This is a genomic window from Azospirillum sp. TSH64 (assembly GCF_003116035.1).
Lineage (GTDB): Bacteria > Pseudomonadota > Alphaproteobacteria > Azospirillales > Azospirillaceae > Azospirillum.
The window spans coordinates 466575-479905 of the sequence record NZ_LGQW01000015.1 but is presented as its reverse complement, the minus strand read 5'-3'; the positions used below and the strand labels follow the sequence as shown (position 1 = coordinate 479905).

The following is a 13331-nucleotide window of genomic DNA, read 5'->3' as shown; positions in this document are numbered from 1 at the left end:
CCCGTTAGTCCGGCACCGGGCCGGCCGCCTGGATGCGCGGGACGCGGCCCTCGACCGGATAGCCGGGGTCGTTGTAGCCGGGGGTGGACGCATTGCCCGTCGACACCAGACGGTCGACCAGCGCCTCGTCCTCGGCGGTGAAGCGGTAATCGAGCGCCCGCACATAGGCGTCCCACTGTTCCTCGGTGCGGGGGCCGGCGATGGCGGCGGTGACCAGCCGGTTGTTCAACACCCAGGCCAGTGCGAAATCGGCGGCGGAGATGCCGCGGGCGGCCGCATGGTTCTGGATTTCCTGGGCGATGGCCAGGGATTCCGGGCGCCATTCGGTTTCGAGGATGCGGCGGTCGGCCCGGCCGGCCCGGGTGTCCGGCGCCGGTGCCGCCCCGGGAACATATTTGCCGGTCAGCACGCCCCGGGCGAGCGGCGAGTAGGAGACGACGCCGATCCCGTAATGGCCCGCGGCCGGAAGCTGCTCCACCTCCGCCTTGCGGTCGACGATGTTGTAGAGCGGCTGGCTCGCCACCGGCCGGTCGATGCCGTGGGCGTCGGCCAGATGAACGATCTCGGCGATCCGCCAGCCGCTGAAGTTGGACAGGCCGAAATAGCGCAGCTTGCCGGCCCGAATCAGATCGGCGATCGCCCGCACCGCCTCGTCCAGCGGTGCATCGAGCGGCGCCCGGTGGATATAGGCGATGTCGATGTAGTCGGTGCCGAGGCGGCGCAGGCTGTTCTCCACCGCTTCGACGATCCACTTGCGCGAGATGCCCCTGCTGTTCGGCCCCTCCCCCATCGGGTTGGCGAACTTGGTCGCCAGCACCCAGGCGTCGCGGTCGCCGCGGATCGCGCTTCCGACCACCCGCTCCGACGCGCCCTGATGATAGACGTCGGCGGTGTCGATGAAGGTGAATCCCTGCGCCCGCGCCTTCGCGATGATGCGGTGGGCGGTCGCCTCGTCGGCTTGCCCGCCGAACATCATGGTGCCCAGCGCCAGCGGCGGAACCTTCAGTCCGCTTCGGCCAAGATTGCGGTAATCGACCATGTCCCCAAATCTCCCTTGGCTCGAAGCCTCACCCTGCGAATCCCCGGCCGGCGGCCCCCTTGGCCGGCAGCCTTGGGCGCACTCCGCGCGACCGATCCCTGCGCCGAGACCAATGGAACAGCCGTCCCGCCATTCAGGCAAGCGGCAGCGTCAGGGCGTCGTCCTCAATCTCGATCCCCAGCGCCTCGTTGAACCGGTTGAAGAAGGCGCAGAGCGCGGTGCGCAGCGTCAGTTCGACCACCTGCTCCTCGCTGAAATGCTCGCGCAGACGGGCGAACAGGGCGTCGCTCACCCGTGCCGGGTCGCGGGTGACCTGCGCCGCATAGTCCCGGACCAGACGGTCCACCGGGTCGAGCCCCGGCACGTCCGGCTCCAGGATCCGCTCCACCGTCTCGGCAGGCAGGCCCTGCTCGACCAGACGCGGGGCATGGTGCGCGACGCAGTAGGCACAGGCCGCCGCCTTCGACGCGGTCACCAGCACGATCTCCAGATGCCGTTTGGAGATCACCGCGTCGGAGGCGGACTCCAGCAGCAGCCCGAAGACATGCCGCAAGGCCGGCGGGCGGTGGGCGAAGACGCGCAACATGTTGCCGAAGGGGCCGTAGTCGCGCTGGATGCGCTCGTAGACGGCGCGTGCTTCGCCGCTGACGTCCTCGATTTCGATGTTGCGGACACGGGCCATGGGAACGGTTCCTTCTGTCGGATCAGACAAGATCGGTTTTCGACGGGGGCTCGGCAAGGTGACAGGCGACGAGGTGGTCCGCGTCGCCGACGGCACGCAGCGATGGCGCCTCATGGCGGCACCGCTCGACCGCAAGGGGGCAGCGGGTGTGGAAACGGCAGCCGGCCGGCGGCGCGAAGGCGCTGGGCAGGTCGCCGGTCAGCGCCGCCCGCGTCCGCCGCTCCGCCGGCCGGTCCAGATCGGGGACCGCATCGAACAGCGCCCGGGTATAGGGGTGCAGTGGACGCCGCCACAGCGCCGCGCGCGGGGCGGTCTCGACGATGCGGCCGAGATACATCACGCCGACCCGGTCGGCGATGTGTTCGACCACCGACAGGTCGTGGCTGATGAACAGGAAGGCGACGCCGAGATCGCGTTGCAGATCGTCCAGCAGATTGAGGATCTGCGCCTGCACCGAGACGTCGAGCGCCGACACCGGCTCGTCGCAGACCACCAGCGCCGGCGACAGGGCAAGCGCGCGGGCGATGCCGATGCGCTGGCGCTGGCCGCCGGAAAACTCGTGCGGATGGCGCGAGGCTGCATCCGCGGGCAAGCCGACGCGGGCGAGCAGCTCGGCAACGCGGTCGCGCCGCTCCGACCGCCGGCCGATGCCGTGGACGTGCAGCGGTTCGGCCAGCAGCTGCCCGACGGTCCAGCGGGGATCGAGCGAGCCGAACGGATCCTGGAAAACCATCTGCAACTTGCGCCGGATCGGGCGCAGCGCCGCCCGGCTCTTGCCGGACAGATCGTCGCCGTCCAGACGGATGCGGCCGGCGGCCGGCTCGATCAGCCGCAGGATCGCCCGGCCGAGCGTCGATTTCCCGCAGCCGGACTCGCCCACGAGGCCGAGCGTCTCGCTCCGCCCGACGGTCAGCGACACCCCGTCCACCGCATGGACGACGCCATGCGGCGTGTCGTAGCGGACGACGAGGTCTTCGACCGCCAGCAGCGGGTCTCCCTGCCCGGCATCGGGCCGCACGGGGTCAGGCGAGGCGGGCATGGGGAAGGCTGCGGCTTGGGGCAAGGAAGTCTCCGACGCGAAGGCAGGCGACCTGCCCGTCTTCCAACAATGTGTTCTTGAGCACTGTCAGGGGCGGTTCGGCCGCGGTGCAATCCTCCGTCGCCAGCGCGCAGCGCGGGGCGAAGGCGCAGCCCGGCGGCATCGCCGCCAGCGACGGCACGGTGCCGGGTATCTCGACCAGCCGGGGACGCTCCCCGCCCTCGACGCGGCGGCGCGGGCGGGCGGCGATCAGGCCGCGGGTGTAAGGGTGCAGCGGGGTTGCGAACAGGTCGGCGGCGGCGCGCTCCTCGACCTTGCGGCCGGCATACATCACCAGCACCCGCTCGGCATGGCCGGCGACGACGCCCAGATCGTGGGTGATGAGGACGACGCCCATGCCGCCCTGCTTCAGCTCGTCGATCAGGTCGAGAATCTGCGCCTGGATGGTGACGTCGAGCGCCGTCGTCGGCTCATCGGCGACCAGAACCGCCGGGTTGCAGGCCAGCGCCATGGCGATCACCACCCGCTGGCGCATCCCGCCGGACAGCCGGTGCGGGTGCTCGCCGAAGCGGCGGACCGGGTCGGGGATGTGGACGCGCTCCAGCAGCGTCAGCGCGCGGTCGCGGGCCTCGCGGCGGCTCACCGGTTCATGGTCGCGGATGGTTTCGACGATCTGTTCGCCGATGGTCAGCACCGGGTTGAGCGTGGTCATCGGTTCCTGGAAGACCATGGCGATGCGGCGGCCGCGGACATCGCGCAGAGCCTCCTGACCGAGCCCCAGCAGGTTGCGTCCCTCCAGCCGGATCGCCTTGCCCTCGGCGCGGCCCGGCGGTGGAACGAGGCCGAGAAGGGCCAGCGCGGTGATCGACTTGCCGCAGCCGGACTCGCCGACGATGGCCAGCGTCTCGCCGCGCGCCACCTGGAAGGACAGGTTGCGCACCGCCAGCAGGCTGCGCCCGCGCTCCTGGAAGCGGATGGACAGATCCTCCACCTCCAGAACGGGCTGGGCCAGAACGGGTTGAGGGAATTGGGTCATCGGCGGTTCTGCCTGGGATCGAGAGCATCGTTCAGCCCGTCGCCGAGCAGGTTCAGGGCCAGCACTGCCGCGACGATGGCGAGGCCCGGCAATGTCGCGACGTACCAGTCGGTGCGCAGCACCTCGCGGCCGGCGCCGACCATGCTGCCCCAGCTGACGATGTTGGGATCGCCCAAGCCCAGGAAGGCGAGGCTCGATTCCGTCAGGATCGCCGACGCCACCATGATCGAGGCCGACACGACGATCGGCGCCAGCACGTTGGGCAGCACATGGGTCAGGATGATGCGCGCATCCGACAGGCCGAGCACGATGCTGGCCTGGACCATTTCGCCGTCGCGCAGGCGCAGCACCTCCGCCCGCACCAGCCGGGCCAGGCTGGGCCAGGAGGTCAGTCCGATGGCGAGTACCACCGTGGTCATGGTCGGTTGCAGGATGGCGACGATGACGATGGCGAACAGGAAGGGCGGGATGGTCTGGAACAGCTCGGTCACATGCATCAGTGCGTGATCGGCACGGCCCCGGAAGAAGCCGGCGATGGCGCCGACGCCGACGCCGATGACCAGCGACACCAGCGTCGCCACCCCGCCGATCAGCAGCGACACCCGCGCGCCGTGGAAGATGCCGGCGGCGATGTCGCGCCCCATCATGTCGGTGCCGAGCGGGAAATCGGGATCGGCGCCCGGCCAGAGGAAGGGCGTGCCCACCATGTCGAGCGGATCGGCCGGATAGACGACGTCGGCCAGCGCCGCCATGGCGAGGATGGCGCCGAGCAGCGCCAGCCCGGCGACCGCCGACGGCCGGCGCAGCAGGCGGGCGAACAGGCCGCGGCGGACGGGCCGCTCCTCCGCAGCGGGAAGGACGGATTGGGCGATGCTCATCTGGCAAGCTCGATGCGCGGATCGAGCACCGTGTAGAGGAGATCGACCGCGAGATTGACGACCACGACCACCGCCGAACTGCACAGCAGGATGCCGAGCAGCAGGTTCAGGTCGCGTTGGAACAGCGCCTCGAAGGCGAGGCGGCCCAGCCCCGGCCAGGCGAAGATGGTCTCCACCAGCACCGCCCCGCCGAGGATCGAGCCGACCTGCACCCCGAGCATGGTCACGACGGGCAGCAGCGCGTTGCGCAGCACGTGGCGCAGCGCGATGCGGCGCGGCCTCAACCCCTTGGCGACGGCGGTGCGGACGAAGTCCTGGGTCGTCACCTCCAGCATCGCCGCCCGCATCAGGCGGGTGTAGATGGCGAGGTAGAACAGCCCGAGGGTCGCCGCCGGCAGCACCAGATGACGGGCCACATCCTTGACATGGTCCCAGCCGCCATAGCCGGCCTCGACGCTGGTCATGCCGCCGACCGGCAGCCAGTCCAGACCGACCGAGAAGACCACCACCAGCACCAGTCCGATCCAGAACACCGGCGTGGCATAGAACAGCAGGGCCAGCGTCGAGATCAGCGTATCCGCCAGCCGACCGGCGTTGCGCGCGGCGACCACGCCGAGCGCCGATCCGGCCAGCACGGCGAACCCGATGCTGGCGGTCATCAGCAGCAGGGTGGCCGGCAGCCGCTGTCCGATCAGCTCCAGCACCGGCAGGCCATGCCGGAAGGAGAAACCGAGGTTGAAGGTCAGCAGGTTGCCGAGATACTGGACGAACTGGACCGGCAGCGGCTGGTCCAGCCCGAACTGGCGGCGCAGGGCCGCCATGTATTCCGGCGTTGCCGATCCCGCCTCCCCCGCCAGCACCTGGGCCGCGTCGCCGGGGGCCAGGTGCAGCAGGAAGAAGTTGACGACGGCGATGCCGAGCACGACCAGCGCCATGTGAACCAGCCTCCCCGCCCAGAAGCGGAGCCGCCGCCGGCCAACCCTGCCCACAGGCATCGAGAATCCGGCCATGATCAGTTCGATGCCGCCTTGTCGAACCAGGCGTCCTTCAGCGAGCCGTAGATCTGGTCGCCGTGGGTCACCACGTCCTTCAGGTTCGCGGCGTGGACCGAGAAGAACTTCAGTTCCGCCAGCGGGATCGACGGCAGGTCGGTCTGGACGATCTGCTGGATCTTCTTGAAGGTTGCGATGCGGTCCTCCTGGCGCGCCTGCCCCTGGGCCTGGGCGATCAGGGCGTCGACCTCCGGGTTGCGGTATCCCGAGCCGTTGGTCCAGGGCGTGTTCTTGCCGACCCAGCCCGACCAGTAGGCGCGCGTCACCCCGACCTGCGGGTCGGAGAAGGCGGCGAACCAGGCGCTGGAAATGTCGAAGTCGCGGTCGCCGTAGACGCGCTTGGTGAAGGCGGCGGTGTCCTGGCTGCGGATCGTCACTTCGATGCCGACGCGCTTCAGCGCCTGCTTCAGATACTCGCCGGTGCGCTTGTAGTCGTCGCCATAGGGGATGAAGTCATGGGTCAGCGCGAAGCGCACCCCGTCCGGGCCGCGCTTGTAGCCGGCCTCGTCCAGCAGCGCCTCGGCCTTTTTGACGTCGAACTCGTATTGCGGAACGGTGGCGTCGTGGAAGGCGGGAAGCGTCGAGGGCACCGGGCTGATCGCCGGCTTGGCGAAGCCGTACCAGACGATGTTGGAGATCGCCTTGCGGTCGATGGCGTGGGCGATGGCGCGGCGGACCCGCACATCCTTCAGATATTTGTTGTCGACGTTCAGGTCGAAGAACAGCCAGGGCGAGATCCACTCGTAGCCGCGCGTTTCGATCTTCAGGTTCGGCAGCTTGCCCAGACGCTCGGCATCCTTCAGCGGCACCGGGCTGAAGACCGCATACTGCACGTCCCCCTTCTCCAGCGCCGCGGCGCGGGCGGCGGCGTCGGGGATCACCTTGAAGACGACCCGGTCGAGATGGGGCTTGCCCTTGTCCCAATAGTTCGGGTTGCGCTCCAGGATCAGGTAATTGCCCTTGCTCCATTCCTTGAAGACGAAGGCGCCGGTGCCGACCGGCTTCAGGTTGTAGGGATTGTTGAGGACGTCGGTCCCTTCGTACAGATGCTTGGGCAGTACCTGCGCGCCGTTGGAATTGACCGAACTGAGGATGGCCAGCGACGGCTCGCTGAGGCGCAGGATGACCGTATGGTCGTCCGGCGTGTCGACCCGCGTCACCCGCCCGAAGGTCGCTTGGTTGCGCGGGTGGATCGTCTTCCAGACATTCTCCAGCGTCCATTTCACGTCGGCGGCGGTGAAGGGATGCCCGTCGTGCCAGGTCACGTCCTTGCGCAGGAAGAAGGTGATGGACAGGCCGTCGGGCGCCACCTCCCATCGCTCGGCCAGGGCCGGCTTGGGGTTGAGGTCGAGGTCGTAATCGATCAGGCCGTCGAAGACGTTGCCGCTGATGAAGCCGGTCGGCGCCGCCGTGTTGATCGCCGAGGTCAGGGTGACCGGCTCGGGCTGGACGATGGCGGTCAGCGTGCCGCCGTCCTGCGGCGTCCCGGCGAATGCCGCGCCGCCAAACAGGGAGGCCACACCGGCGGCCAGCACCGTGGCGCGCAGCAGGACGAAACGGGAAACAATGGACGTCATGGCATGACCTTGCTGATCTGTCCCACCGGGTCGAGGGCCGGTGAGGGTTTGCACGATGGCCCGGAACAGGATGGCCCGGAGGACGGGAGGCGAATAAAACACTATTTCTTTTTGTGTTTTATTTTATTTCACTAGTATGATGGTAGGTATTTTTGGCTGTCAAGGCGCATCTTCGCGTATGCGACCGCAACGCTGCGCGCCGTTCCACGGCTGGGTGACGGCGGGCGCCGAGAGGAAGCCTCAGGGCAGGATTTCGGTGTGCGACAGCACGAGGAACAGCAGGGATTCACCGTCGCCGACATTCACGCAGGCATAGGGGACGTCGGCGTCGAACAGAATGGTGTCGCCGGCGGCCAGCCTATGCAGGGCGCCGGCGGCCCGAAGCTCGACCATTCCCTCCGCGACGACCAGATGGGCGCCGGTCCCCGGCGGATGGCCGCCGCCGACCTCGCTGCCGCTGGGATGCAGGCGGATCTCGAAGACATCGGCCCCCCGCCCCTCCCCCGGCGGCGCCAGCAGCCGCGACTGGGCCAGCCCATCCGCGGAAACCAGCGTCCTGGTCTGGGATTGGCGCACCACCACCACCCCGCCCTGCTCGGTGAACCGGGTCAGCGACGCCAGCGTGACATCCAGCGCACGGGCGATCTTCCACAGCACGGTGATGGTCGGCGCGCTGCGTCCAAGCTCGATCTGCCCGAGCATCGCCCGGCTGACCCCGGACAGCCGCGCCAGCCGCTCCAGCGACAGGCCCTGGCGGGTGCGCAGACGCCGCAGGTGACGCCCGAGTATCGCGGGGATCGCATCCTCGCCGGAGGGAGCATAGTCGTCGTTCGCCACGCTCACAGATCGTCCTCTCCGCTTGAACGGGCCTGTGTGCACCGGCCGCATTTCCCATTGGATGAGAAGAGAATATCTCCTTTAGCCTATACAGCAAGTAGATTTAACGTCGCAGCCTGTTCCTTCGGGTTCAAATCACAAAATCGAATCGTTCATTCTGCCTGCGCTCATGCTCGGCGGCCAGCCGGCCGATCAGCGTGGCGGCGGCCGGCGCCGGTTGCGGCCGTCCGATGAGGTAGCCCTGGATCAGGCGGCACCCGTTCGCCGCCAGCCAGGCAAGCTGGGCCGGCGTCTCCACCCCCTCGGCGACCAGGGTCATCGACAGGCTGCGCGCCAGCCCGATGATGGCGCGGGCGACCGCCTGTCCGCCGGCATTGTCCAGGTCCGCCGCCCCCAGATTGCGGGTGAAGGAGCCGTCCATCTTCAGCACGTCGAACGGCAGGCTGTTGAGATAGCTGAGGCTGGAATAGCCGGTGCCGAAATCGTCCAGCGCCAGACGCACCCCCAGCCGCTTCAGCCCGGTCAGCACATGGCGGCTGTACTCCATATCCTCGATCAGCAACCCCTCGGTCACCTCCAGCACCAGCAGGGCGGGATCGATGCCGGTCGTCTCCAGCACCGTCCGCACATCCTCCAGCAGGGCAGGGTCGCGAAGCTGGCGCGGCGATACGTTGACCGCGACCTCCAAAGGCGGCCCGCCGCCGTCCGCCCAGCTCCGGATCTGCCGGCAGGCGGTTTCCAGCACCCAGCGGCCGATGGGAAGGATCAGCCCGCTCGCCTCGCACAGGGGGATGAACACCGACGGCGGAACGGGTGCGGCGTCGCCCGGCGGCTGCCAACGCAGCAGCGCCTCGACCCCGACGGGACGGCCGCCGGCCGCCTCGACCAGCGGCTGGTAGGCGAGATGGAACTCGCCGCGCTCCAGCGCGCCGGCCAGCAGCCCACGCAGCCGGGCCCGCTCGGCCGCCGCGTCCGTCATCGCCGGGTCATACCGGCAGACCGTGCTGCCGCCGCGCTCCTTGGCCCGGTACATGGCCATGTCCGCCTTGCGCAGCAGGTCGTCGGCACCGTCGCCCTGCGCGGGATGGCCGACCACGCCGATGCTGACGGTCAGCCGGTGCCGGCCGCCGGCAAGCGGAAACGGTTCGGCCATCGCCCGGATCAGGGACTGCGAGGCCGCATCGGCCGTCCGGCCGCCGCCCTCCTCGACGATGACGGTGAATTCGTCGCCGCCCAGCCGCGCGACCGTCGCCCCGGCCTCCAGCGCGTCGCGCAGCCGGCGGGCCACCGCGACGAGAAGCTCGTCGCCCACCGCATGGCCGAACTGGTCGTTGATCTCCTTGAAGCCATCGAAATCGAGCAGCATCACCGCCAGCCGGGTGCCGTCCCGCCGCGCCGCCGCAATCGCCGCCTCCAGGCGCCGGCGGAACTCGACGCGGTTGGGAAGGCCGGTCAAAGGATCGAAATGGGCCAGCCAGGCGATCCGGTCCTCCACCGCCTTGACCTGGGTGATGTCGCGGAACACCAGCACGCCGCCGACCGACCGGCCGTCCTGAACCAGCGGGCGGGCGTTCACCCGCAGCCAGACGCCCGCTCCGCCGGGAACGGCCGCGGCGAGATACAGACTCTCGCGGTCCATCGTCTCGCCGCGGATCGCCCGGCCCATCGGCCACAGGGCGTCTGGGCACGGGCTGACCCCGTCCTCCAGCCGCAGGCGGTTGCCGAAATGCGCATCGAAGGCGACGCCGCCCAGCGGACCGAAGACCGCCTCCGCCGCCGGGTTGGCGGTTATGATGCGGCCGTCGCAGCCGGCGACGCACACCCCCTCCGCCATATTGTCGAGGACGAGACGGAGGATCGGCGCCACGCCGGCCTCCTCAGGTTGCACAGCCGAGGGAACCGCCCGGCGAAGGGACGAGTGCGGCATGGGAGTCACCATTTCCATGTCACATAAGAGAGAATTATTATCCACAGTGTGCATTATTATAATAGTACATATTTTGTATGTTTTTACCGCGCATTCCCCCGCATCGATAAAAATCGACCGCCAAGTTTTCACCGGTCTTTCACAGGCGTCCCCACAGAGCACGACCGGCTTCGCAAAAGCCGTCCATGCATTTCCCTATTCTTGAACAGGAAAAAGACCGCGGTAATTCCTGATTCTAAACAGAGAATACTCCGGTATCAGGGTTTGGCCCAATTGAACGGAGGTCTGTCCGTTATAGCGGATCAATCGACCTGCGCTGTTTTACCGGTGCTTGAGAGGCAGCCGGAAGCTGTGCATGGTCGGCCTTGCCCCGATGCCGGGGATGCGGCCGCCGCCGGCGGACCGCGACCCGAGGCGAGGGCTTCCCCTTCCGCCGGTCAGCCCGACCCACTCCCCGCACCGACACCTCCACGCAGCCGCCGCGGCGGCCATCGCCGTCACACGCGCCGCCGGAGCGCCATTCACTGCCATCGCCCTTCGCAAGGAGCCGATTCCCATGTCCGAAGACACCGAGCTGCGCCGAACATTGAACGAGCAGGCGGCCCGCCAACTCGCCAACGCCACCAAGACGCGGGCGCAATGGTCGGGCATCACGCCGCGCTGGCTGGTGTCCTTTCTGCCCTGGACGCCGGTCGAGGCCGGCATCTACCGCCTGAACCGCGTCATCGACCCGCAGGGCCAGGTGCGGACCGAGGTGGAATGCAGCCCGCGCAACGACGCCGACCTGCCGGAAACCTTCGTCCCCTACGATGAAAGCCCGCGCGAATATTCGCTGAACGCGGTGACGACGGTTCTGGACGTCCAGACCCGCGTCTCCGACCTCTACAGCCACCCCATCGACCAGATCCAGGAACAGCTGCGGCTGCTGATCGAGAAGGTGAAGGAGCGCCAGGAAAGCGAGCTGATCAACAACGCCGAATACGGCCTGCTGACCAACGCCGCCCCCGGCCAGCGCGTCAAGACCCGCAAGGGCCAGCCCACCCCCGACGACCTGGACGAGCTGATCGCCAAAGTGTGGAAGGAGCCCGCCTTTTTCCTGGCCCATCCGCGCGCCATCGCCGCCTTCGGCCGCGAATGCACCCGCCGCGGCGTGCCGCCGCCCACCGTCACCCTGCACGGCTCGCCCTTCCTGACCTGGCGCGGCCTGCCGCTGATCCCCAGCGACAAGCTGCACGTCACGCCGGACGGCCGCACCAACATCCTGCTGCTGCGCACCGGCGAGGCGAAGCAGGGCGTCATCGGCCTGTTCCAGCCCGGCGTTCCGGGCGAGGTGGCGCCCAGCCTGTCGGTCCGCTTCATGGGCATCAACCGCAAGGCCATCGCGTCTTACCTGATCTCGCTCTACTGCTCGGCCGCGATCCTGACCGAGGATGCCATCGGCGTGCTGGAGGATGTCAATGTCGGCCATTATTACGACTATGCCTGATCCCGCCGGCCTTCCCGCCGACGCGCTCACCCTGCCGCCGTCGGCGGCGGCAGGGGATGCCGGCCTCGCGGGCTCGCCCGATGCCGGCCTGATCGCCCGGCTCGCCAACCAGTTCTTTCAGGCGCTGCCCAACGGCCAGCCGGCCGCCGTCCGCGCGGCCCCGCCGCCGGCTGCGGTTTCCGCCGTCCATGCGCCGGGACCGGTTCCGGCCGTTCCGGTCGCTCCGGCCGCCGCACCCCCGGCCGGCGACGGCGGGCTCGGTTCCATCCTGCATTCGCTGGGCGGCGCGCTGTCGCTGGTGCCGCCACCGGTATCTCCCCCGGCATCTCCCCAGACATCTCCCCTGCCGGCCGCCGGTCCGGCCACCGGTCCGGCCCTGCCGGCGGGACAGCCATATTTCCTCGGACGCAGTCCCGCCGCTGCACCGGGCGGCTCCGCAACGACGGTTCCAGCCGCTCCCGGCCATCTTGTCGATGTCGGCGCGCTGTCGATCCAGCTGCGCGCCGATCAGATCCCCGACCTGCCCCTGCCGCCGGCTCCCGCCTTCGACCCGCGTGCCGCCCGGCGCGACTTTCCGATCCTGAACCAGACGGTGCATGGCAAACCGCTGATCTGGCTGGACAACGCCGCCACCACGCAGAAGCCGCAAGCGGTGATCGACCGGCTCGCCCGCTTCTACGCGGAGGAGAACTCCAACATCCACCGCGCCGCCCATGCGCTGGCGGCCCGCGCCACCGACGCCTATGAGGATGCGCGCGAGAAGGTCCGCCGCTTCGTCGGGGCCGCCGACACCCGCGAGATCGTCTTCGTCCGCGGCGCCACCGAGGCGATCAATCTGGTCGCCAAGGCCTGGGGCCGCCATTCCGTCCGCGAAGGCGACGAGATCGTCGTCACCTGGCTGGAGCATCACGCCAACATCGTGCCCTGGCAGCAGCTCTGTGCCGAAACCGGGGCCCGGCTGCGGGTGGTGCCGGTCGACGACGACGGCCAGATCCGGATGGACGAGTATGCCCGCATGCTGGGGCCGCGCACGAAGCTGGTGTCGCTGACCCTGGTGTCGAACGCGCTCGGCACCGTCACCCCGGCGGCGGAGATGGTGGCGATGGCACGCGCCGCCGGCATCCGCACCCTGGTGGACGGGGCGCAGGCGGTGTCGCACATGCCGGTGAACGTCCAGTCTCTCGGCTGCGACTTCTTCGTGCTGTCGGGCCACAAGATGTTCGCCCCCACCGGCATCGGCGTGCTTTACGGCCGTCTCGACGTTCTGGAGGGCATGCAGCCCTGGCAGGGCGGCGGCAACATGATCGCCGACGTCACCTTCGAGAAGACCGTCTACCAGCCGGCGCCGATGCGGTTCGAGGCGGGCACCGGCAACATCGCCGACGCGGTGGGGCTGGGGGCGGCCATCGCCTATCTCGAGCGGATCGGCATGCCGGCCATCGCCGCCTACGAGCATCACCTGCTCGACTACGCGACCGCCGGCCTGCTGACCGTGCCCGGCCTGCGGCTGATCGGCACCGCGCGGGAGAAGGCCGGCGTGCTGTCCTTCGTGCTGGACGGCTGCAGGACGGAGGACATCGGCCGCGCGCTCGACCGCGAGGGCATCGCCGTGCGCTCCGGCCATCACTGCGCCCAGCCGATCCTGCGCCGCTTCGGGGTGGAAAGCACGGTGCGCCCCTCGCTCGCCTTCTACAACAGCTGCGAGGACATCGACGCGCTGACCGCCGCCCTCCACCGCATCCGGGCCGAGCTGGTCCGGCGCGGGCAGCGGTCGTGAG

General features: G+C 69.1%; 11 protein-coding genes. 2 read left to right on the top strand and 9 right to left on the bottom strand.

What is annotated here, in order from left to right:
- Nucleotides 1-4 precede the first annotated feature (4 nt).
- From TSH64_RS03655 to TSH64_RS03615, 9 genes are all read right to left on the bottom strand, one after another.
- Nucleotides 5-1039 (bottom strand): aldo/keto reductase, encoded by a 1035-nt coding sequence (locus TSH64_RS03655; RefSeq protein ID WP_109095600.1) that lies wholly within the window; start codon nt 1037-1039, stop codon nt 5-7.
- Between the two features lie 133 nt (nt 1040-1172).
- Nucleotides 1173-1721: a carboxymuconolactone decarboxylase family protein gene (locus TSH64_RS03650; protein WP_109095599.1), complete on the bottom strand. Its 549-nt coding sequence runs from the start codon at nt 1719-1721 to the stop codon at nt 1173-1175.
- A 22-nt stretch (nt 1722-1743) separates the two neighbouring features.
- Nucleotides 1744-2760 (bottom strand): oligopeptide/dipeptide ABC transporter ATP-binding protein, encoded by a 1017-nt coding sequence (locus TSH64_RS03645; protein ID WP_109095598.1) that lies wholly within the window; start codon nt 2758-2760, stop codon nt 1744-1746.
- Complete coding sequence (locus TSH64_RS03640; RefSeq protein WP_109095597.1) at nt 2744-3796, bottom strand: ABC transporter ATP-binding protein; 1053 nt, start codon at nt 3794-3796, stop codon at nt 2744-2746. Before TSH64_RS03640 ends, TSH64_RS03645 begins: the two co-directional genes overlap by 17 nt.
- Nucleotides 3793-4674, bottom strand: a complete 882-nt coding sequence (locus TSH64_RS03635) for an ABC transporter permease (protein WP_109095596.1) — start codon at nt 4672-4674, stop codon at nt 3793-3795. The genes TSH64_RS03640 and TSH64_RS03635 overlap by 4 nt, the downstream gene beginning before the upstream one ends.
- Complete coding sequence (locus tag TSH64_RS03630) at nt 4671-5669, bottom strand: ABC transporter permease (protein WP_109452232.1); 999 nt, start codon at nt 5667-5669, stop codon at nt 4671-4673. Before TSH64_RS03630 ends, TSH64_RS03635 begins: the two co-directional genes overlap by 4 nt.
- A gap of 17 nt (nt 5670-5686) precedes the next feature.
- Entirely contained in the window at nt 5687-7303 is a 1617-nt protein-coding gene (locus TSH64_RS03625) for an ABC transporter substrate-binding protein (RefSeq protein WP_109095595.1), read from the bottom strand.
- 240 nt (nt 7304-7543) lie between these two features.
- Entirely contained in the window at nt 7544-8146 is a 603-nt protein-coding gene (locus tag TSH64_RS03620) for a helix-turn-helix domain-containing protein (protein WP_247872730.1), read from the bottom strand.
- Nucleotides 8147-8270: 124 nt separating this feature from the next.
- Entirely contained in the window at nt 8271-10007 is a 1737-nt protein-coding gene (locus TSH64_RS03615; protein WP_247872729.1) for an EAL domain-containing protein, read from the bottom strand.
- A 616-nt stretch (nt 10008-10623) separates the two neighbouring features.
- Between TSH64_RS03615 and TSH64_RS03610 the strand changes: the two genes are divergently transcribed.
- On the top strand, nt 10624-11553 hold the full coding sequence (locus tag TSH64_RS03610) for a family 2A encapsulin nanocompartment shell protein (RefSeq protein ID WP_109095593.1): 930 nt from the start codon (nt 10624-10626) through the stop codon (nt 11551-11553).
- The gene (locus tag TSH64_RS03605) at nt 11525-13330 is read left to right on the top strand and encodes a family 2A encapsulin nanocompartment cargo protein cysteine desulfurase (RefSeq protein ID WP_247872728.1); all 1806 of its coding nucleotides are present in this window, start codon (nt 11525-11527) and stop codon (nt 13328-13330) included. Before TSH64_RS03610 ends, TSH64_RS03605 begins: the two co-directional genes overlap by 29 nt.
- Nucleotide 13331: the final 1 nt, after the last annotated feature.